Source organism: Roseateles sp. P4_D2 (assembly GCF_056401875.1).
The window spans coordinates 318,881-339,106 of the sequence record NZ_JBFUIM010000005.1 but is presented as its reverse complement, the minus strand read 5'-3'; the positions used below and the strand labels follow the sequence as shown (position 1 = coordinate 339,106).

Genomic DNA, 20,226 nt, shown 5'->3' with positions numbered 1-20,226 from the left:
CCAGCCATGTCGAGTACGACCCCTTCCAACACCGATGCCGGTGATCCGCAGCAGTCTGAGCAGGTGGCCGAGCGGGCCGCCATCGCAACCGCCGAAAAGCAGCGCACCGCCGAGGTGGAGGCCGCCGCGCGCGAGGGCCGCGAAAGGCTGCTGACCGAAGTCAATGCGCTGCCGGCCCTGCCGGGCGTCTACCGCTATTTCGATGCCAAGGGCGAGGTGCTCTACGTCGGCAAGGCGAAAGACCTGAAGCGCCGCGTCAGCAGCTATTTCCAGAAGAACCATGGCGGCACCCGCATCGGCCTGATGGTGGCCCGCGTTGCGCGCCTGGAAACCACGGTGGTGCGCACCGAGGCCGAGGCGCTGCTGCTCGAGAACAACCTGATCAAGACGTTGAACCCGCGCTTCAACATCGTGTTCCGGGATGACAAGAGCTACCCCTATCTGAAGATCACCTCGCACGCCTGGCCGCGCATGGCCTACTACCGCGGTGCGGTGGACAAGCGGCACAAATACTTTGGCCCCTTCCCGAGCGCCTGGGCGGTGAAGGAGTCCATCCAGCTGATGCAGAAGGTCTTCCGCTTACGCACCTGCGAGGACAGCGTCTTCAACAACCGCAGCCGGCCCTGCCTGCTGCACCAGATCAAGCGCTGCTCGGGCCCCTGCGTGCCGGCCGGGCAGACGCCCGAGTACGCGCGTGATGTGGACAGCGCCGAGCGCTTCCTGCGCGGCGAGACCAACGAGGTGATGGCAGCGCTGCAGGAGCAGATGGGCGCCTATGCCGAGCGCTTCGAGTACGAACTGGCGGCCGAGGTGCGCAACCAGATCCAGGCGCTGTCCAAGGTGCTGCAGCAGCAGGTCATCGAGGAAAGCAGCGCCACGGGCCGCGACCGTGATGTCGACGTGCTGGCCGTCAAGGTGCAGGGCGGCAAGGCTTGCGTGAATCTCGCCATGGTGCGCGGTGGACGGCATCTGGGTGACCGCGCCTTCTTCCCCAAGCATGTCGATGACGCGACTGCCGTTCAGCTCAACGATGAAGAAATGCTGTCGCCTGAGCGGCAAGTGCTCGAGGCCTTCATGGCCCAGCACTACCTGGCCTCGCCGGCTCCCGGGTTGATCGTCGTCAGCGAGATGGTGGATGCGGGGCTGGCCGAAGCCCTCGGCATCCAGACTGGCAGCCGCGTGACTGTGCAGGCCCAGCCGCGCGGGCAGCGGCGCATCTGGCTGGAGATGTGCGTCAAGGGCGCGGAGCTGGYACTGGCACGGCTGCTGGCGGAGGAAGGCTCCCAGCATGCGCGCACGCGGGCCCTGGTCGACGCGCTGGATCTGTCGGTTGCCGAGATTGACAAGTTCCGTGTCGAATGCTTCGACATCAGCCACACGGCAGGCGAGGCGACGATGGCGAGCTGCGTCGTGTTCGAGAACCACCAGATGCAGAGCAGCCAGTACCGGCGCTACAACATCGAGGGCATCACGGGCGGCGATGACTACGCGGCCATGCGCCAGGTGCTGACGCGCCGCTACAGCAAGATGGCCGAAGCCGCCCAGCTGGGCACCGGCCGCCTGCCCGATCTCGTGCTCGTCGACGGTGGCCGCGGCCAGGTGTCGATGGCGCGCGAGGTTTTCGAGGAGCTGGGGCTGGACCTCGGTCTCATTGCCGGCGTCGAAAAAGGCGAGGGCCGCAAGGTCGGGCTGGAGGAACTTGTTTTTGCCGACGGGCGCGCGAAGATCTACCTCGGCCGCGACTCGGCGGCGCTGATGCTGATCGCGCAGATCCGCGATGAGGCGCACCGCTTTGCCATCACGGGCATGCGCGCCAAGCGCGCCGCGACCCGCACCGGCGGCTCACGGCTGGAGGACGTGCCGGGGGTCGGCCCGAAGAAGCGTGCTCAGTTGCTGCAGCGCTTTGGCGGCGTGCGCGGCGTGGCGGGCGCGAGCGTGGACGAGCTGTGCAGCGTGAAGGGCGTGTCGCGCGAACTTGCCGAGGAGATCTACCGCGCGCTGCACTGAGGTGTAGAACGCTTACGCTGCGTTGCATTGCGCTACCAGCGCCGCAGTCGCGGTGAGAAATTCGTCGCACCTCGAGCAGGGGACGAAGCAGAACAATGCGAGCCATGAGGAGAACGCCGTGCCCACCATCGCCCCATTGAAACGAGCCGCACGCTGGCTGATCGGTCCGCTGCTGGCCGGCTGCGCGGCAACGCCACGTGCACCGGCGCCTGTGGTGCCCACTGACGGCGTGCCACGCGCCGTGGTTCTAGAGCCCGCGCCGCAGCCGTCGCCAACCGTTGTGGCGGCCCCCAAGCCCGCCGGCTTGCCGCCGCCCAAGCCGGTGCGCACCCACGACGAGTTGCGTCGCCAGGCCGCGGAGCGCCTCGTCATGGCCAACCCGGAAGGCAGCTTCATGACCAAGGCGCCCTCGCATGTACTGAGCGTCGTGGTGCTGGAGATCGAGGTCAAGGCCGACGGCAGCGTGCGTCGCGTCAACGTCGTCCGCAAGCCCAGGTTTGCACCGGAAACCCTGCAGCTGGCCATCGACGCCATCCATCGCGCTGCGCCCTTTGGCGACGTGCGCCGCATGCCTGAGCCCTGGAAGTTCACCGAGACCTTCCTTTTCGAAGAGGACCGGCGCTTCAAGCCGCTCAGCCTGAACTGAGGGCTGGCCGCCACAGTTGCGCCGGCGGTGCCCCGGGGGCGGGCGTCGACATGGGCACAATGCTGGCATGTTCCTGACGCTGCCGACTCTGTTGACCTGGGCCCGCATCGTGGCGATCCCGCTGATCGTCGGCGTGTTCTATCTGGAAATGCAGCCGGCGCACAAGAATCTGTTCGCGACGGTCCTGTTCGTCGTGGTCGCGTTGACCGACTGGCTGGACGGCTATCTGGCACGCAAGCTCAACCAGACATCCTCCTTCGGCGCTTTCCTCGATCCGGTGGCCGACAAATTCCTGGTCTGCTCGGCGCTGCTGATCCTGCTGGAGCTCGGCCGGGTCAACGCCTTCGTCGCCCTGGTCATCGTCGGCCGCGAGATCGCGATCTCGGCCCTGCGCGAATGGATGGCCCAGATCGGCGCTTCACGCAGCGTTGCCGTGCACATGGTCGGCAAGCTGAAGACGACGGTGCAGATGGTGGCCATCCCCTTCCTGCTCTATGACGGCCAGCTTTTCGGCCTCATTCCGACGCGGCTCTGGGGTACCTGGCTGATCTACGCAGCCGTCGTGCTGACCATCTGGTCCATGGTCTATTACCTGCAGAAGGCCTTGCCGGAAATCCGTGCCAAGGCCCGCTAGGGCGCCGTCCTGGTTCACGCCGGACGCCGAGTTGTATCGGGACTTTTCCCGCCCCGCCCACCGCCGGACGCGCGTCTAGAATCCGCTTCCCCGCGCGCGCCTTGGCCGCTTGTAGTCGGCCTGTCACAGGCTGCGCAGTGCGCGGGATCGACATCTGCATCGCAGTCTTGCGGCCGGTCACGGTGCAGGGCTCAACAGTCCGCTGAATCGTCATGAGGGGGCACGAGTGAACAAGTCCGAATTGATCGAGCACATCGCCAAGCAGGCCGACATCTCCAAGGCTGCTGCAGGCCGTGCGCTCGAAGCCGTGATCGGCGGCGTCAAGACGACGCTGAAGAAGAACGGCACCGTCTCGCTGGTAGGCTTCGGCACCTTCAGCATCACCAAGCGTGCTGCGCGCGCCGGCCGCAACCCACGCACCGGCGATACCATCAAGATCAAATCGGCCAAGGTGCCCAAGTTCAAACCCGGCAAGGCGCTCAAGGACGCCGTGAACTGAACCTTCGGCCAATCCCGGTTTCCCCGGGCGCTTAGCTCAGTTGGTAGAGCACCTCCCTTACACGGAGATTGTCGGCGGTTCGAGCCCGTCAGCGCCCACCACCCGACCCCAGGGCGGCGTCAGCCGTCTCGCATTTAGAATGCGGCTCCCTCGAAGGCGAACCTCGGTTCGCCTTCGTCGCGTTTGATCCTCAAGGCTCCCCGAGATGTTTGAATTCGTCCGCACGCACAACCGCCTGTTCCAGTTCGTCCTGCTGTTGCTGATCCTGCCGTCCTTCGCCCTCGTCGGCATGCAGGGCTACACCAGCATGATGGGTGGTGCCAACACCGGCGTGGCAAGCGTCGATGGCCGCAAGATCACCCAGGCCGAATGGGACGTCGCCCAACGTGAGCAGGCCGACCGCATCCGCCGCCAGAGCCCGGGCGTCGATGCCAAACTGCTGGATACGCCGGAAGTGAAACGCCAGGCCCTCGAGAACCTGGTCAACGAGCGCACGCTCAAGGCCGCCGCGGAGCACCAGCACTTCACGCCCAGCGCTGAGTCCGTCAACGCCCGCTTCTGGAATGACCCGCAGTTCGCCTTTCTGCGCAACCCCGACGGTACGGTCAACAAGGCCCTGCTCGCGGCCCAGGGCATGACGCCTTCCATCTTCATGGAGCGCCTGCGTCAGGACTACGCCGTCCGTCAGGTCACGGCCCCCATCGAGTCCTCGGCTGCCGTCGGCGCCGCCAGCCCCAAGCTGGCCTTCGACGCCCTGCTGCAGCAACGTGAGGTGCAGCTGCAGCGTTTTGACGTCAAGGACTTCGCTGCCAAGCTCAACCCGAGCGATGCCGACGTCGAGGCCTTCTACAAGGAACCGGCGAATGCCGCCAAGTTCCAGCTGCCCGAATCGGCCCAGATCCAGTACGTCGTGCTCGACCTGGACGCGCTGAAGAAGGACGTCAAGTTCAGCGAAGACGACCTGCAGAACTACTACAAGGAAAACGCAGCACGCTATGGTGTGCCCGAGGAGCGCCGCGCCAGCCACATCCTCATCAAGGTGGAGCGCAATGCGCCAGCCGAAGAGCGCGCCAAGGCCAAGGCCAAGGCTGAGGAGATCCTGGCGCAAGTGCGCAAGAACCCCGGCGAGTTCGCCGCGCTGGCCAAGAAGAATTCCCAGGACGAAGGCTCGGGCGCCAACGGCGGCGACCTCGACTTCTTCAGCCGCGGCGCCATGGTCAAGGAGTTCGATGCGGCGGTCTACGCGATGAAGCAGGGCGAGATCAGCAACCTTGTCGAGACCGATTTCGGTTATCACATCATCCAGCTGACCGGTACCCGCGGCGGCGACAAGAAGCCCTTCGAGGCCGTGCGCACCGAAGTCGAGAACGAAGTGCGCAAGCAGCTCGCCCAGCGCCGCTACTCCGAGGCTGCCGAGCAGTTCGGCAATCTCGTCTACGAGCAGTCCGACAGCCTGCAGCCCGCAGCCGACAAGCTCAAGCTGCAGGTCCAGACCGCCACCGTGCAGCGCCTGCCGCAGCCTGGCGCAGCGGGCCCGCTCGCCTCGCCCAAGCTGCTGGAAGCCGTCTTCGGCAACGATGCACTGCGCAACAAGCGCAACACTGAAGCCGTCGAGACCGGTCCCAGCCAGCTCGTGTCGGCTCACGTCACCCAGCACAACCCGGCCCGCGTGCCGCCGCTGGCCGACGTGAAGGACAAGGTGCGCGAGCAGCTCGTGCACAAGCTCGCCGCCGATCAGGCCAGGAAGGCCGGCGAAGCCCGCCTGGCCGCGATGAAGGCCAACCCGGCGGACACCGCCGGCCTGGAAGTTGCCGTCTCCGTTTCGCGTGCCAAGCCGCAGAACCTGACGCGCACCCAGCTCGAAGCCGTGCTCGGTGCCGATGCCGCCAAGCTGCCGGCCGCCGTTGGCGTGGCGGCCGACGACGGCGGTTATGTCGTCGTGCGCATCAACCAGCTGCAGCCACGCGACGCCGCCGTCATCGACGACAAGCGCGCAGCCCAGCAATACGCCGGCGCCTGGGCGCGTGCCGAAGGCGCCGCCTATCTGGCCGCGCTGAAGGCGCAATACAAGGCCGCCATCAAGGTCGAGGCACCGGCCTCGGCGGCCAGCGCACCCTGATTTATCGGTTATACTTTTTGGCTCTGCGGTGGCTGTAGCTCAGTTGGTAGAGTCCAGGATTGTGATTCCTGTCGTCGTGGGTTCGAGTCCCATCAGCCACCCCAAATAAAGCAAGGACCTGGAAGCGAAAGCCTCCAGGTCCTTTTTGCTTTTGGGCGGCCGCCGTACGCGGCCGGTTCACGCCTCAGCGCATCGTGTAGCCGCGCCCGTCCATGCAGGCTTCGACGGCGCGTTGGAACACACCGGCGTCGGACATGGCGGCCTGCTGAGTCGTCGCCCAGCGGTTGCATTCGCGGCTGTCGGCTTCCAGTTGGACGCCGCTCTGGCCGTTGCGCGGATAGATGATCGGCACGGCACGCGACGGCTGGGTGTAAACCGGTTGCACGGGCTGCACATACACCGGCTGCGGTGGCGGGGGCGGCGGCACATAGACCACCTCGCGCTCAGCCTGATTCGCCATCGCGATCAGCGGCACCGCCACTGCCAGGCCGAGGACCAAGCCACCGAGGCCGGGGCCTCGGTAATGATGGTGATGGTGGTAGTAGCGGGGGCCGGCGCTCGCCAGACCTTGGGCGGCCAGCAGGGCCAGAACAACAGAGGCGCGGACAAAAGTCTTCATGGCGGGCTCGCTCAGGTCGAATGCGGTGAACTTAACGCCGCACCGCCTGTACGGTGTACTGCGGCTGCCCGCAATTTGCAACACGCCGTAGCAAATGACGCGTCAACCGGCATAGCCCAAGGGCAATGCCGTCGTCAGCTTGAGTTCCTCCATGGCGAAGCTGGAGCTGACGTCGCGCAGCTGAGTGCCGGCGATGAGGCGCTTGTAGACCCTGTCATAGGCGGCAATGTCGGGCACCACCACCCGCAGCAGATAGTCCACGTCGCCGCTCATGCGATAGAACTCGACGACCTCGGGGATGGCCTGCACCGTGGCCTTGAAGGTCTCGAACCAATCCTGGCTGTGGGTGCTGGTGCGCACCGAGACGAAGACGGTGACGCCGACATTCACCTTCTGCGCGTCCAGCAGCGCCACCTGGCGTGTGATGACGCCCGATTCCTTCAGACGCTGGATGCGCCGCCAGCACGGCGTCGTCGACAGGCCGACCTGCTGCGCCACCTCGGCCGTCTGAAGCTCGGCGTTCTGTTGAAGGATTTCGAGGATGCGGATGTCTATGGAATCCAATTTCATGGAATCGATCATATAAAGTATTGCATGCTCGGCTCGGGCGATTGAAAGCCGGCTTGTGCAAACCGTTTGTGCCCAATGCTGGCAACAATACCGCCAGCGCATCCACTGCCGCAGCGGCCAGCACCATGGAAATCTATCTCGACGCCAACGCCACCACGCCCGTCCTGCCGCAAGCCCGCGAAGCCGCCATGGCCGCGATGGCCGATGACTTCGGCAACCCCAGCAGCGTCCACAGCACCGGGCTGAAGGCGAGGGCGCTGATGGACGGCGTTCGGGCCCGTGCTCGCCGCGTGCTCGGGGCGAGCTCGGGCAAGCTGCTTTTCCTCAGCGGAGCGACGGAGGGCATCCAGACGGCCGTGCTGTCGGCGCTGAGCGCCTTGAGGGACGTGCCAACCCGGCCCAAGCTGCTGCTCTACGGCGCCACCGAGCACAAGGCGGTGCCCGAGGCCATCAAGCACTGGAATGCGCTGCTCGGCCTGAACCTGCAGGTGCTGGCCATTCCCGTCGGCCGCGACGGCCGCCATGACCTCGCCTGGCTGCGCGAGCACGCGCCGCGCGCCGGCCTCGTCTGCACGATGGCGGCCAACAACGAGACCGGCGTCATCAGCGATCTGGATGGCATCGAGCAGGCGCTTTTCGGCAGCGCGGCGCTGTGGATGGTGGACGGCGTGCAGGCCCTGGGCAAGTTGCCGCTGCGCCTGGCCGAGCGCCGCATCGACTTCGCGCCGTTCTCGGGCCACAAGCTCTACGCCCCCAAGGGTATCGGCCTGCTCTATGTGCGCGAAGGCGCACCGTTCACGCCGCTGCTGGCCGGCGGCGGCCAGGAGGGCGCGCTGCGCTCGGGCACCGAGAACATGTCCGGCATTGCCGCCCTGGGCGCCGTGCTGGCGGCGCTGGAGGACGGCAAGACCTTTCGCGATCACGCCACCCTCGTCGCCTTCCGCGACCGCCTGGCTGGCGCGCTGCAGCAGGCCTTCCCCGGCCTCGTGTTCAATGCACCGCCCGAGGTCTGCCTGCCGACGACGCTGAACTTCGCCGTGCCGGGTGTCAGCTCCAAGCTGCTGCTGGACCTTTTCGACGCTGCCGAGCTGCGCGTCAGCGGCGGCTCGGCCTGCAGCGCGGCCAAGGCGCAGCCCAGCTATGTGCTCGAAGCCATGGGCCTGCCGGCCTGGCAGACGGCCTCGGCCGTGCGGTTGTCCTTCGGCCCGGTGGCCGATGCCGCCTTCATCGACGAGGCCTGCGCTCGCATCCGCATCTGTGGCGAGTCCCTGCGCGAGAGCTGCCTGGACCCGAGCGCTCCCGGCCAGGCCCTGCCGGCCGATGGCCTGACGCGCTTCGTCGTCGATGGCGCCTGCTGCTATCTGCTGGCCGATGCCGCCAGCCGCCGTGCCGTTGTCGTCGACCCGTTGCCCGAGCTGACCGAACGCCTGGCTCAGTGGCTGACCTGCCAGGGTTATGAACTCGCCGCCGTGCTCGACACCCACAGCCATGGCGACCACGCCTCGTCCGCGTCCGAGCTGCTCGCCGCCGCCGGCCAGTCGCGCGGTGATGTCGACGGCCTGGGCTGGCCAATCGGCGCCGACGCCATCGCGCTGGGCACCTCCCGGCTGAGCCGCATGCCGATTCCCGGCCACACCCAGGACTCGACGGCCTATCTGCTGTACGACGCGGGCGGATTGCGCCTGGCCTTCGTCGGCGACACCGTCATGCCCGGCGCCCTGGGCCGCAGCGACTTCGAACAGAGCGCGCCGCTGGCCTACGGCAGCTCGCTGGGCCGCCTGGAAAAGGCCGTCGGCCCCCACGCCCTGCTGCTGCCCGGTCACGACTACGACGACCGCTTCGCCAGCACGCTGGCCGTGGAATGCGTGGCCCAGCCGCTGCTGGGCGACGTGCTCAGTGGCCGCATCGATGGCGCTGGTTTCGCGGCCGCCAAGGCCCAGCTCGAGCAGGGCCTGGCCCTGACCGAATACCAGACCGTGGCCTGCGGCGCGCGCGTCGACAGCGCCTGCCCGCTTGCTTCAAGCGAGATGAGCCTGGACGAGCTGAATGGCCTGCTGCGCGAGCACCCGCAGCTGCTGCTGGTGGACGTGCGCGAGCCCTACGAGCAGCGCCTGGGCCAGGCGCCCGAGCTCGGCGCGGGCGTGCGCCGCGAGGCCGTGCCGCTGTCGGGCCTGCCCAATGCGCTGGCCCGCTGGCTGACCCTGCCGGCCGAGACGCCCATCGTCTTCTTCTGCCGCAGCGGCAACCGCAGCGCGCAAGCCGCGCAGGCTCTACGGCGGCTTGGGCATGAGCAGGCCTGGAGCCTGGGCGGTGGCCTGGCGCTGTGGCCGCGGGCGCTGGCCGGTGCCGACGCCGCGCTCGCCATCTGAGCGCCGGACCTGAAACCAGTTTCAGCGTCCTGGGTTCAAAGCCGGGCGGCGACCTCTTCGGCCAGGGCCAGCGAGGCCGTCAGCCCGGGCGACTCGATGCCGAACAGCTGCACCAAGCCCGGCGTCGCGGTGTCGATGCGGAAGTCCGCCGCCGCCTCGCCCGGGCCGCTCAGCTTTGGCCGGATGCCGCTGTAGGCCGGCTGCAGCGCGCCCGCGGGCAGGCCCGGCCAGTAGCCGCGCACCTCGGCCTCGAAGGCCGGTGCCAGGGCAGGGTCGACGGCGTAGTCCAGCCTGGCCGGCGCGCGCTCGGTCAACCACTGCACATCAGGCCCGAAGCGCGCCTGGCCGCCCAGATCCAGCGTCAGATGCACACCCAGGCCGCCGTCTACCGGCAGCGGGTAGATCAGGTGCGAGAACGGCGCCCGTCCGGCGAGTGAGAAGTAGTGGCCGCGGGCAAAGCGCAGTGGTGGCACAGGCGTGCCCAGGGATTCAGCGACCTGCGCAGCAAACAGCCCAGCTGCATTGATGACGCAGCGCGCGCCCAGCTCGAAATCCTCCACCAGCAGCCGCCAGCCATCACCCTCCCGCGCGCCACCGGTCACCGCACTGGCCAGGGCCAGCGTCGCGCCGGCGTTCTCGGCGTCAGCCAGCAGGGCTGTCATCAGGCCATGGCTGTCGACGATGCCGCTGGACGGCGACAGCAGCGCACCCGCGGCGTTCAAGGCCGGCTCCAGCGCCAGCGTTTCGGTCCGACTCAGCAGGCGCAGGTCGTCAACGCCATTGGCCACGCCAGCCTCGGCGATCTGCTCCAGCCGCGGCAGGTCCTCGGCGCGTGTCGCCACCACCAGCTTGCCGCAGCGACTGTGCGCAACGCCGCGCGCCGCGCAGTAGTCGTAGAGCAGCATCTTGCCGCGCACGCACAGCCGCGCCTTCAGGCTGCCGGTTGGGTAGTAGAGGCCGGCGTGGATGACCTCGCTGTTGCGCGAGGAGATGCCCGTGCCGATGGCGCCGACGGCCTCGATGACGACGACCTCACGCCCGCGCAGCGCCAGCTCGCGCGCGATCGCGAGGCCGACAACGCCGGCACCGATGACGGCAATATCCACCTGGTCCATGAACGGAGTTTGCCTTGCCTAAAATGCGCAGCGCTTCGCGGCGAGTGCCGTGACGCCGTCTCTGCCGAGGGGTGCTGCGACGAGGGTCATGATGCCTTCGCCACGCTTGGTGAGGACGACAGGACAAGGGCGCCCTCTGTGAAGAAGAGGCTCCCGCATGCATTCCCCTCCAGCGTCCCCTTCCGCATCGATACGCACCATCCTGCCGCTGGCTTTCGTCACTGGCGTCAGCATGGCCGCGATGGATCTCTACCTGCCGGCCGTGCCCGCCCTGCAGGCTGGCATGGGCATCAGCGTGCCGTTGGCCCAGGCCACCGTGGCCGTCTACCTGGCCGGCCTGGCAGGCGCCCAACTGCTGTGGGGCGAGCTGCTGAACCGCCTCGGTCCGCGGCGCTGCGTCGAGGTGGGCCTGCTGCTGCTGGTGCTGACCAGCCTGGGCTGCGCTTTAGCGCCCAACATCGAGACGCTGCTGGTGCTGCGCCTGCTGCAGGGTGTGTCAGCCGCGGCGGCGACGGTGGTGGCGCCGACCGTCGTACGCGCCACGCTGGCCGATGCCGACGTGGTGCGCGGCATCGCCGCCATCTCCATGGTCGAGGCCATCGTGCCTGCTGCCGGCCCCGTGCTGGGCGCGCTGATGCTGCGCGTGACGGACTGGCGCGGCACCTTCTGGGTGCTGGCGGCCCTGGCCCTGCTGTTGCTGCCGTGGGTGGTGAAGATCGCGCCGCGCAGGCTGCCCGGGCTCAACCTCGAGCACGACGCCGGCTATCTCGGCATCCTGCGCAACCGCAGCTATCTGCGGCTGGCCGGTTCGCATGCGCTGTGCATCGGTGCCTTGCTGACCTTCTTGGCCAGCGCGCCCCAGCTGCTGCAGCACACCCTGGGGCTGGGCACGGCAGCATTCGCGCTGCTGCAGGTGCTGGGTGTCGGCTCCTTCATGCTGGGCGCCTCGCAGTCGGGCCGGCTGGCCGCGCGCCTGGGCCATGCGCGCGTCGTGAGGCTGGGCAGCGTGGTGCAGCTGGTGGCCTGCACGCTGGCGCTGCTGGCCGCCTGGAGCGGGCAGCAGCTGCCTTATGCGGCGGTGGCGGCCTACTGGATGTGCTTCTGCGGCGCCCTGGCCATTCGTGGGCCGGCCACCTTCGTCGATGCCCTGGCCGTGCCGCCTGCGCAGATGGGCCGCGCGACGGCCTTGCTGGTGCTGGCGCTGCTTGCCGCCGGCGCCGTCGGTACGCAGTTGGTGGCGCCTTTCCTCGGGCATGCGGACAGCGCAGTGCCGTTGTTCAGCGGCGTGCTGTTGATGCTGCTGGCCAGCGCGGCGCTGGTGTGGCGCTATCCCTTGGTGCCTAAGGCTTGAGGTCCAGGGCGCGGAAGGCGCGCTTGCCCTTGTTCGCGTCCTTGCAGGCCTTCTTGCCCACCATGACGCCGCCGTCGTCGCTGAGCAGCGTGACTTGACCGTCCGGCCAGGCAAACAGCGCCTCGGGGCGCAGCGTGCCGGGGTCGGCCTTGATGGGCGCCGGCACATCGGTGGCCTTGCCGCTCCAGCGGAACAGCGCGAAGCTGCCCACGTCGGCCGGCGGGCCAGCGGCGATCAGATAGCCGCTGCCCACGCGCTCGATGGAGCGCACGCCGCGTCCACCCAGGTCCAGGCGGATGGCGCTGCCAAAGCGCGCTGGGCTCTTCCCGCTCACCAACTCGGCCGGGTTCAGCAGCGGAATGACGAGGGCACGCCCCTGCGGAATCGGGTTGCGCAAGCCGATCAGCAGGCTGCCGTCCGGCGCGGCGGCCAGGCCTTCGATGTTGAAGCCGCCTTCCGCCTCGGCCGCACGGCCAGCAGCGTCGGAGAGTTTCAGCGGCGCCAGGGCCGGCGCCGCCAGCAGGTCGGCCAGCAGGCCCGTGTAGGGCTGGCCCACCGGCTCCACCGTCGTGCCGTGGATGTCGGTGGCGAAGAAGCGCAGCCGGTCCTCGCGCAACTTGCCGGCGCTGTTGCGTGCATGCGAGGCGATCCAGTAGATGCGGCGGCCGACCTGGGCCGCGCCTTCGAGGTCGGCTTCCTTGTCGGCCTTCAAGAACTTGTCGAGGTCGATCCCGCCGACGCTTTTGGCTTCGCCGCGCCTGTAGATGGTCAGCCGGTTGTGCTCATCATCGGCAACGACGAAATGACGCGCATCCAGCGCCACCGCCGCCGAGGCGTCGCACAGGCCCTCATAGCGCGTCTGCGCCGCGGCTGCGCCTACCGCACACAGCAGCAGCGCAGCCAGCGCGCGCATCAGGCCGCCAACGGCGCGGTGCGCAGCAGCAGCCAGGCCAGGGCCGCGCCGCTGACCTTCGGGCCGAGGCGCTCACGCACGGTGGCGTGGTAGCGGTTCAGCCAGTCGATCTCGTCGGCGCGCATCAGGCTGATGTCGATGCAGCGCGTGTCGATGGGGCAGAGCGTCAGCGTCTCGAACTCCAGCATCTCGCCGAAGGCGTTCTTCTCGGGCGTATCGATGGCGACGTTGAGCACCAGGTTCTCGATGCGCACACCCCACAGCCCCGGCCGATACAGGCCTGGCTCGATGGACGTGATCATGCCGGGCTCCATGGCCATGGCCGGCTCGGCAATCGCCTTGCTGATGCTCTGCGGGCCTTCATGCACATTCATGAAGTAGCCCACGCCGTGGCCCGTGCCGTGGCCGTAGTCCAGGCCGTGCTCCCACAGCGGCGCGCGGGCAATCGCGTCCAGCATGGGGCTGAGCGTGCCGCGCGGGAAGCGGGTGCGCGACAGCGCCAGCGTGCCCTTGAGCACCAGCGTGTAGTCGCGCTTCTGCGCCGCGCTGACGGTGCCGATGGGCCAGACGCGCGTGATGTCCGTCGTGCCGCCGACGTACTGGCCGCCGGAGTCGATCAGCAGCAGGCCGTTGCCTTCGATCTGCGCGAACGACTCGGGCGTGGCGCGGTAGTGCGGCTGGGCGCCATTGGCCATCCAGCCCGCAATCGTCGAGAAGGACAGGCCCACGAAGCCCGGGCGCCTCTTGCGCGCGGCCGTCAGCTGGGTGTCGACGTCCAGCTCGCTCCAGCGTTCGCCGCGGGCTATTCCAGCCTCGAAGTCGGCATAGAACTCGCACATCGCCGCGCCGTCCTCGGCCATGGCCTCGCGGATGAAGGCGGCTTCGGCGGCGGTCTTGCGGCTCTTCAGCAGCGTGCTCGGGTTGATCTGCTCGACGACGGTCACGCCCATGGGCACGGCCTCGCGCAGGCCCAAGGTCACGCGGCGCGGGTCGATCAGCAGCTTGGCGTCGGCGGGCAGGGCGGCCAGGGCGGACGAAGCCTGTCCATAGGGGGCCAGCTGGATGCCATCCGCCGCAAGCCGCGCGGCCACGTCGGCTGGCACCTTGCCGTCGCCAATGAAGAGGCGGCCACCGGTGGGGTCCAGCAGCAGGTGGGCGATGAAGACCGGGTTGCACTGCACGTCGCTGCCGCGCAGATTCAGCAGCCAGGCCACGTCGTCCACGGTAGACACGAGGTGGTGGGTGGCCTGCACAGTCGCCATCGCGGCGCGCACGCGGGCCAGCTTGTCGGCGCGGGACACGGCGGCCTGCGGCGCGGCGTGCTCGTAGACGGGTTCGGTGGGCAGGCCGGGGCGGCCGTCCCAGGCGTGCTGCACGAGGTCGAGGTCGGTGCGCAGCGTGATGCCGGCGCGCTGCATGGCCGTGCGCAGGGCATTGGCCAGGGAGAGCCCCAACACCTGGCCGTCCACGGCGATCGACTGGCCGGGTTGCAGGGCTTTGGCGATCCAGTCGATGTATTGCGTCGACGCGCCCGAGTTCATCTTCTCGAGCTGGATGCCGCTGCCGGCGATCTGCGCCTCGGCCTGGGCCCAGTAGCGGCTGTCGGCAAACAGGGCGGCCTGGTCGCGCGTGACGACAAGGCTGCCGACCGAGCCGGTGAAGCCCGACAGCCATTCGCGGCCCTGCCAGCGGTCGGGCAGGTATTCGGACAGGTGCGGATCACTGGACGGCACGAGCACGGCATGCACGCCGTGGGCGTTGAGGGCATCGCGCAGGCGCTCGATGCGCAGGCGGGTTTCGTGGGTGCGGGTGTCCATGGCGTCAGGACCTCGGTGATGGTCCCGCGCCGGGTGGGCTCGGGACCGTGAAAAGGGTGCCTGGGATTGTAGAAGCCGGGTGCACCATGCCGGTGGGCACGGTGCCTGCCGTCAGCGGGCGAAGAACTTCCAATGCCCTGCCGACACGACTTCCGCGGCGCCGTCCACCACCTTGATGGCGCTCTCGTCGTCGAGAGCGTAGGCCGGGCAGCCGATGCCGGCCGCCCATGCCTCGGCGGCGGCCATCGAGTTGCTCGGCCAGCCGGGGTAGTCCAGGTGGGGAAAGATCGCGAAATCGACCACGCCGAGCGCCCTGTCATCGCCCGTGATGGGCGGCCTGGTTTCGACGAAGGCCTCGCCGACGCGCGGCGTCATGACCATGCTCCCTGCGCTCAAGCCCACCCAGACCATGTCCGGCAGCGACTGCAGCAGGTCGGCCAGCCCCGACTGGCGCATCCAGTGGCACAGGTACAGCGCGTCGCCGCCGTTCACCAGCAGCACGTCCGCCTGCCGCACCCAGCCTTGCCAGCGCGCCCCGTCGATGCTCGGCAGCGCAGTGAGTTCCAGCACCCCGACCGACTTCCAACCCAGCTCGCACATCGGCGTGGACGGCTCCTGGCCGCTGATGAAACGCCACGTGTTGTCAGGGCTGCCGTGCGGATGCCCGTACAGCGCCGTGGGGATGCACAGCGCGTGGCACTCGGCGATGGGTTTGCCCAGCAGGTCGAGCAGCGCGGCATGGATGCTCGCGTTGCGGATGCCGGCGGAGGTGAGGAGCAGTTTCATCGGGTCCTTTCCAAACCCGGCCGACCGGGCCGGGCCAGGAACGACGGTCGAGGCCGGCCGAAATCGACAACGCCCGGCGTTTTTCCCTACAGCTCCGTGCGCAGCGCCCACAGCTCCGGGAACAGCACCACGTCCAGCATCTTGCGCAGATAGCTGACGCCGCCCGTGCCGCCGGTGCCGCGCTTGAAGCCGATGACGCGCTCTACCGTCGTCACGTGGCGGAAGCGCCAGAGGCGGAAGGCGTCCTCCAGGTCCACCAGCTCCTCGCCCATCTGGTACAGGTCCCAGTGGTCCTGCGGCTTGCGGTAGACCGTCAGCCAGGCCTCCTTGACGCCCTCGTCGGCCACATGGGGCTGGGTCCAGTCGCGGCTGAGGTTTGCAGCCGGCACGGGGATGCCGCGCCGCGCCATCAGCTTGAGCGCCTCGTCGTAGAGGGACGGCGCGTCATAGGCTTGCTTCACCTGGGCCAGCAGGTCGGGCCGGTGCTCGTGCGGCTTGAGCATGGCGGCGTTCTTGTTACCGAGCAGGAACTCGATGCGCCGGTACTGCGCGCTCTGGAAGCCGCTGCTCTTGGCCAGGTAGGGCCGGATGGCGCTGTACTCGGGCGGCGTCATCGTCGCCAGCACGTCCCAGGCGTGCACCAGCTGCTCCATGATGCGCGACACCCGCGCCAGCATCTTGAAGGCCTCGGGCAGGCGGTCGGCCGCCACGTTCGCGATGGCGGCTTGCAGCTCGTGCAGCATCAGCTTCATCCACAGCTCCGAGGTCTGGTGCTGCACGATGAAGAGCATCTCGTTGTGGTCGGGCGAGAGCGGCTTCTGGGCGCTGAGGATGGCGTCGAGCTGGAGATAGTCCCCATAGCTCATGTCCTTGGAGAAATCGAGCTGGGCGCCGTGATGATCAGTGGTTGCCATGGGAATGCGTAGTGCCTTACCGAGTGACTGCCGTGGAACCGGCTTTGCCGGGCCGCTGGCAGTGCCCCCTTGAGGGGGCTCGCGAAGCGAGTAGGGGGTGGGTCAAGTCACCTTGGAGCGGCTGGTGAACTGCGGCGCATCCCAGGAGCGTGAGTCAAGGATGTCCCCCAGCACCCGCACCGCGCACGCCACATCGGCGAAACCGTTGTACAGCGGCGCGAAGCCGAAGCGCAGCAGCTCGGGGTCGCCGGCGCGGAAGTCGCCGATGACGCCCTGGGCAATCAGCGCCTGCATGACCGCATAGCCATCGATCCCCTCGGGCAGCGAAAACGACACCTGCGAGCCGCGCATGGCCGAGTCCCGCGGCGTGGCAATGACGGCGCCGGGCACGCGCGCCTCCACGCCACCGATGAAGGCCTCGGTCAGCGCCAGCGACTTGTTGCGCAGCGCCTTGATGCCGCCCAGTTTGTTCGCCGCGTCGTACACGTCCAGCGCCGTGTCCAGCCCCGTCATCGCCAGCACCGCGGGCGTGCCGCACTGGTACTGCTGAATGCCCGGCGCGGGCTGGTATTCGCTGTCGAAATCGAAGGGGTTGGCGTGTCCCAGCCAGCCGGTCAGCGGCTGCCACACCTGGCCCTCGTGGCGCGGGTGCATCCACACGAAGGCCGGCGCGCCCGGGCCGCCGTTCAGGTATTTGTAGCCGCAGCCAATGGCGAAGTCCGCCGCGCTGCCCAGCAGGTCGATGGGCACTGCGCCGGCGCTGTGCGCCAGGTCCCACACGGCCAGCGCGCCGGCCTGCTGCGCCCAGCGCGTCAGCAGACCCATGTCATGCATGCGGCCGGTGCGGTAGTTCACATGCGTCAGCATCAGCACGGCGCAGCGCTCGTCCAGCAGCGGCGGGATGTCCTCGGGCGACTCGGTCAGGATCAACTCGCCGCCATGCGCCCGCACCACGCTCTGCGCGATGTAGTTGTCGGTGGGGAAGTTGCTGCGCTCGCTGATGACAACCTTGCGCTTGCCCTGCTGCAGTTGCAGCGCGGCATGCAGCACCTTGTAGAGATTGACGGAGGTCGAATCCGCCACCAGCACCTCGCCCGGGCGCGCGCCCAGCCACGGCGCCAGCCGGTCGCCCAGGCGGCGCGGCAGGTCGATCCAGCCGGCGGTGTTCCAGCTCTTGATCAGGCCCTGGCCCCACTCCTGCTCCACCGCGCGCTGGATGCGCTCGGGTGTGGCGCGGGGCAGGGCGCCCAGCGAGTTGCCATCCAGGTAAGTGACGCCGTCGGGCAGCGTGAACAGCTCGCGCAGGCTGCGCAGGGGGTCGGCGGCATCGAGCCGCTTGGCATCATCGAGATTCATGGCAGTTCCCTCAGGACGGCGCGCACCGGGGAGGCACAGGCGCCTTGTAGTTTGAGTGGCAGGGCGATCAGCTCGTAGTCGCCCTCGGGCACGTCGTCGAGCACCAGGTTCTCCAGCACGCGCAGGTCGTGGTGGCGCAGCTGCTGGTGGCTGTCCAGCACCTTGGAGTCGGCCGGGTCCACGCTCGGCGTGTCGATGCCGATCAGCCGCACACCGCGCGCGGCCAGCCATTCGACGGCCTCGGGCGCGTAGGCGGTGAAGGCCGGGTTCCACACCGTGTCGGCCTTGTCGCAGCAACGCACCAGCACGCGCGGCGGCAGGTCGTTTTCGGCGTGCTGAAGATGCCCGACCATGATCAGCGGCGCGGCGCCGATGGCGTGGATGACGCGGCAGCGGCCCAGATAGGTGTCCAGCGGCACCTGGTGAATAGCCGGCGCATCGTTGGCGTAGTGCAGCGGCGCATCGGCATGCGCGCCCACGTGAGGGCTCATCGTGATGGCGCTGAGGTTGACCGGGCAACCGGGCGACAGCTGCGCCGTCCAGCGAAGGCTGTAGGGCTCGTCGCCCGGGAAGATGGGCGCGTCGGGGGCGACGGTGGGAGAGATGTCCCAGAGTCTGGGAGAGAGGTTGGAGCTCATGGCGGCGGCACCTTAGCGTTGCAGCGGCCCGTGTGGTGTCGGTTAATTCCAACTGGCTGTCAATCGGGCGCGGCAGCCGCCTCGGGCGCTGCACCTTCTTGCAGCTGCGGCTTTATGCCGTTTTAAGTGGAATGGACGGCCGGCACGGCAGGTGGTTGATCGCAACCGCGCAGCAGGGCCGGGTGATGTCAATATGCGTATGGGTCGGGGCGAATAAGTCATTGGTCGAATTGTTCGCGCGGACAAAGACTGTGCGGTTCCGTGGCGTTCAAGAAATTTACATTGCTACCTATACGCAGACATTTCCTGGCACGGGCCGTTGCGCTCGTTGCCGCGCTGCCGGCCTGCTCGCTGGCAGCGCCGCCCATACCAACGAGTTCGCTGTTCGACGTCAGGCGTTTCGGCGCCAAGGGCGATGGCCGCACGCTCGACTCGCCGGCGGTCAATGCGGCCATTGCTGCCGCGGCGGCCGCGGGCGGGGGTACTGTCTATTTCCCGCCTGGGCGCTACCTGTCGGCGTCGATCCGGCTCAAGAGCAACATCACGCTCTACCTGGAAGCTGGCGCGGTGATCGAAGCGGTTGACGCCAGCGTGGCGCGCTACGACCTGCCCGAGCCGAACGAGGCCGGCGGCAACTATCAGGACTACGGCCACAGCCACTGGCAAAACAGCCTGATCTGGGGTATTGGACTGRACAACGTGGCCATCGTCGGCGGCGGCTTGATTCATGGCAAAGGCTTGATCAGCGGCCACGACAAATACACCGGCTACTACACCGACAAACCGGACCAGCCCGGCGAAGCCGACAAGGCGATTGCGCTGCGCGAATGCAGCAACGTGACCTTGCGCGATTTCTCGATCCTGCATGGCGGCCATTTCGGCATCTTGGCGACCGGCTGCGGCAATATGCTGATCGACCACCTGATCATCGACACCAACCGTGACGGCATGGATATCGACGGGTGCAACAACGTGCGCATCACGAATTGCAGCCTGAATACGCCCTGGGACGATGCGATTTGCCTCAAGGCCAGCTACGGCCTGGGGCGCATCCAGCACTGCGAAAACATCACGATATCGGATTGCCTGGTATCGGGAAATTTCGACGAAGGCAGCGTGATTGACGGCACCTTCAAGCGCAGTGCGCCGGAATACCGGTCGGGGCGATACGGCCGCATCAAGATGGGCACCGAATCGAACGGTGACTTCAAGAACATCGCCATCACGAACTGCATTTTCGACGAGTGCCGCGGCCTGGCGATCGAGAGCGTGGACGGTTCGCACATCGAGGACCTGACGATTTCCAACATCACCATGCGCAACGTGGTGAACGATCCGATCTTCATCCGCTTGGGCGCGCGCCTGCGCGGACCGAATCAGCCGCGGGTGGGCACGATCAAGCGCATCAATATCAGCAACATTGTGGTGTCCGGTGCGCACGTCAATCACGCCAGCACCATCGCCGGGCTGGAAGGGCATCTGATCGAGGATATTCGCATCAGCAATGTGCAGATAGAAACGCAAGGCGGCGGCGATGCGGCCTGGAGCAAGGCGGTTCCGCCCGAAAACGCAAACGGATATCCGGAGCCCGGCATGTTCGGCAAGGCCCCGGCGTATGCGTTTTACCTGCGCCACGTGAAGGCCATCGAGGTTCATCACGTCAAAGTCGGCTACGTCCAGCCGGAGGGGCGAACCGCGGTCGTGCTGGACGATGTCAGCGATGCCAGCTTCCATGCCGTCAATCTGCGGCGCGGGCAGGGCGGGGCGGCGCTGTTCGCGCTGCGCGGGGTCAGCGAATTCTCGGCCAGGGATGTGCGCGGCATGCCGGACCGCGAGGTCCCGGGGCGTGTGGATGCGCTGACATTTTGAGGGG

The 20,226-nt window shown here is 67.9% G+C and carries 17 protein-coding genes and 2 tRNA genes; 10 read left to right on the top strand and 9 right to left on the bottom strand.

What is annotated here, in order from left to right; all coding sequences use genetic code 11:
* Positions 1-6 precede the first annotated feature (6 nt).
* From uvrC to AC1DW0_RS11550, 7 genes are all read left to right on the top strand, one after another.
* Positions 7-2,007, top strand: coding sequence for an excinuclease ABC subunit UvrC (uvrC, locus tag AC1DW0_RS11580; RefSeq protein ID WP_477945941.1), 2,001 nt, complete (start codon positions 7-9; stop codon positions 2,005-2,007).
* A 118-nt stretch (positions 2,008-2,125) separates the two neighbouring features.
* On the top strand, positions 2,126-2,653 hold the full coding sequence (locus tag AC1DW0_RS11575) for a hypothetical protein (RefSeq protein WP_157281927.1): 528 nt from the start codon (positions 2,126-2,128) through the stop codon (positions 2,651-2,653).
* Positions 2,654-2,720: 67 nt separating this feature from the next.
* A complete protein-coding gene (pgsA, locus tag AC1DW0_RS11570) occupies positions 2,721-3,287 on the top strand; it encodes a CDP-diacylglycerol--glycerol-3-phosphate 3-phosphatidyltransferase (RefSeq protein ID WP_056201673.1) in 567 nt (188 codons plus the stop codon).
* A 226-nt stretch (positions 3,288-3,513) separates the two neighbouring features.
* Positions 3,514-3,786, top strand: coding sequence for an HU family DNA-binding protein (locus AC1DW0_RS11565; RefSeq protein ID WP_056201680.1), 273 nt, complete (start codon positions 3,514-3,516; stop codon positions 3,784-3,786).
* Between the two features lie 25 nt (positions 3,787-3,811).
* Positions 3,812-3,887: transfer RNA gene (locus AC1DW0_RS11560), tRNA-Val, on the top strand.
* Positions 3,888-3,991: 104 nt separating this feature from the next.
* Entirely contained in the window at positions 3,992-5,905 is a 1,914-nt protein-coding gene (locus AC1DW0_RS11555; protein ID WP_056201682.1) for a SurA N-terminal domain-containing protein, read from the top strand.
* 28 nt (positions 5,906-5,933) lie between these two features.
* Positions 5,934-6,009: transfer RNA gene (locus tag AC1DW0_RS11550), tRNA-His, on the top strand.
* 80 nt (positions 6,010-6,089) lie between these two features.
* Here AC1DW0_RS11550 and AC1DW0_RS11545 read toward each other — a convergent pair.
* Both AC1DW0_RS11545 and AC1DW0_RS11540 read right to left on the bottom strand, forming a co-directional pair.
* Positions 6,090-6,524: a hypothetical protein gene (locus AC1DW0_RS11545; protein WP_477945938.1), complete on the bottom strand. Its 435-nt coding sequence runs from the start codon at positions 6,522-6,524 to the stop codon at positions 6,090-6,092.
* Positions 6,525-6,626: 102 nt separating this feature from the next.
* Positions 6,627-7,088: an Lrp/AsnC family transcriptional regulator gene (locus tag AC1DW0_RS11540; RefSeq protein WP_457325938.1), complete on the bottom strand. Its 462-nt coding sequence runs from the start codon at positions 7,086-7,088 to the stop codon at positions 6,627-6,629.
* Between the two features lie 131 nt (positions 7,089-7,219).
* On the opposite strand from AC1DW0_RS11540, the gene AC1DW0_RS11535 reads away from it, so the two are divergent.
* On the top strand, positions 7,220-9,463 hold the full coding sequence (locus tag AC1DW0_RS11535; RefSeq protein ID WP_477945936.1) for an aminotransferase class V-fold PLP-dependent enzyme: 2,244 nt from the start codon (positions 7,220-7,222) through the stop codon (positions 9,461-9,463).
* 35 nt (positions 9,464-9,498) lie between these two features.
* Here AC1DW0_RS11535 and AC1DW0_RS11530 read toward each other — a convergent pair whose 3' ends face one another.
* Positions 9,499-10,578, bottom strand: a complete 1,080-nt coding sequence (locus AC1DW0_RS11530) for an NAD(P)/FAD-dependent oxidoreductase (RefSeq protein WP_477945934.1) — start codon at positions 10,576-10,578, stop codon at positions 9,499-9,501.
* 157 nt (positions 10,579-10,735) lie between these two features.
* Between AC1DW0_RS11530 and AC1DW0_RS11525 the strand changes: the two genes are divergently transcribed.
* Complete coding sequence (locus AC1DW0_RS11525) at positions 10,736-11,929, top strand: MFS transporter (protein WP_457353016.1); 1,194 nt, start codon at positions 10,736-10,738, stop codon at positions 11,927-11,929.
* On the opposite strand, the gene AC1DW0_RS11520 is transcribed toward AC1DW0_RS11525, so the two are convergent.
* The 6 genes from AC1DW0_RS11520 to kynB all read right to left on the bottom strand — a co-directional run bounded on the left by AC1DW0_RS11520 (position 11,919) and on the right by kynB (position 18,353).
* The gene (locus AC1DW0_RS11520; RefSeq protein WP_477945932.1) at positions 11,919-12,842 is read right to left on the bottom strand and encodes a DUF3616 domain-containing protein; all 924 of its coding nucleotides are present in this window, start codon (positions 12,840-12,842) and stop codon (positions 11,919-11,921) included. The two genes, AC1DW0_RS11525 and AC1DW0_RS11520, sit on opposite strands and share 11 nt — an antisense overlap.
* Positions 12,842-14,659 carry an aminopeptidase P family protein gene (locus AC1DW0_RS11515; protein ID WP_457394880.1) on the bottom strand — a complete coding sequence of 606 codons (1,818 nt, stop codon included), beginning with the start codon at positions 14,657-14,659 and terminating at the stop codon, positions 12,842-12,844. Before AC1DW0_RS11515 ends, AC1DW0_RS11520 begins: the two co-directional genes overlap by 1 nt.
* A 111-nt stretch (positions 14,660-14,770) precedes the next feature.
* On the bottom strand, positions 14,771-15,445 hold the full coding sequence (locus AC1DW0_RS11510) for a Type 1 glutamine amidotransferase-like domain-containing protein (protein ID WP_477945929.1): 675 nt from the start codon (positions 15,443-15,445) through the stop codon (positions 14,771-14,773).
* 86 nt (positions 15,446-15,531) lie between these two features.
* Positions 15,532-16,359: a tryptophan 2,3-dioxygenase gene (kynA, locus tag AC1DW0_RS11505; protein WP_477945927.1), complete on the bottom strand. Its 828-nt coding sequence runs from the start codon at positions 16,357-16,359 to the stop codon at positions 15,532-15,534.
* Positions 16,360-16,461: 102 nt separating this feature from the next.
* A complete protein-coding gene (gene kynU / locus AC1DW0_RS11500; RefSeq protein ID WP_457353006.1) occupies positions 16,462-17,715 on the bottom strand; it encodes a kynureninase in 1,254 nt (417 codons plus the stop codon).
* Complete coding sequence (gene kynB / locus AC1DW0_RS11495) at positions 17,712-18,353, bottom strand: arylformamidase (protein ID WP_457353004.1); 642 nt, start codon at positions 18,351-18,353, stop codon at positions 17,712-17,714. Before kynB ends, kynU begins: the two co-directional genes overlap by 4 nt.
* Before the next feature lie 261 nt (positions 18,354-18,614).
* Here kynB and AC1DW0_RS11490 point away from each other — a divergent pair, with 261 nt between their 5' ends.
* Positions 18,615-20,222 carry a rhamnogalacturonidase gene (locus AC1DW0_RS11490; RefSeq protein WP_477945925.1) on the top strand — a complete coding sequence of 536 codons (1,608 nt, stop codon included), beginning with the start codon at positions 18,615-18,617 and terminating at the stop codon, positions 20,220-20,222.
* Positions 20,223-20,226 lie beyond the last annotated feature (4 nt).

Bases quoted from the DNA above. Each gene is read 5' to 3' on its own strand.
- AC1DW0_RS11535 (WP_477945936.1), top strand. From the start codon at position 7,220: ATGGAAATCTATCTCGACGCCAACGCCACCACGCCCGTCCTGCCGCAA.
- AC1DW0_RS11520 (WP_477945932.1), bottom strand. From the start codon at position 12,842: ATGCGCGCGCTGGCTGCGCTGCTGCTGTGTGCGGTAGGCGCAGCCGCG.
- AC1DW0_RS11515 (WP_457394880.1), bottom strand. From the start codon at position 14,659: ATGGACACCCGCACCCACGAAACCCGCCTGCGCATCGAGCGCCTGCGC.
- AC1DW0_RS11525 (WP_457353016.1), top strand. From the start codon at position 10,736: ATGCATTCCCCTCCAGCGTCCCCTTCCGCATCGATACGCACCATCCTG.
- kynA (WP_477945927.1), bottom strand. From the start codon at position 16,359: ATGGCAACCACTGATCATCACGGCGCCCAGCTCGATTTCTCCAAGGAC.
- kynB (WP_457353004.1), bottom strand. From the start codon at position 18,353: ATGAGCTCCAACCTCTCTCCCAGACTCTGGGACATCTCTCCCACCGTC.
- kynU (WP_457353006.1), bottom strand. From the start codon at position 17,715: ATGAATCTCGATGATGCCAAGCGGCTCGATGCCGCCGACCCCCTGCGC.
- AC1DW0_RS11530 (WP_477945934.1), bottom strand. From the start codon at position 10,578: ATGGACCAGGTGGATATTGCCGTCATCGGTGCCGGCGTTGTCGGCCTC.
- AC1DW0_RS11545 (WP_477945938.1), bottom strand. From the start codon at position 6,524: ATGAAGACTTTTGTCCGCGCCTCTGTTGTTCTGGCCCTGCTGGCCGCC.
- pgsA (WP_056201673.1), top strand. From the start codon at position 2,721: ATGTTCCTGACGCTGCCGACTCTGTTGACCTGGGCCCGCATCGTGGCG.
- AC1DW0_RS11555 (WP_056201682.1), top strand. From the start codon at position 3,992: ATGTTTGAATTCGTCCGCACGCACAACCGCCTGTTCCAGTTCGTCCTG.
- AC1DW0_RS11510 (WP_477945929.1), bottom strand. From the start codon at position 15,445: ATGAAACTGCTCCTCACCTCCGCCGGCATCCGCAACGCGAGCATCCAT.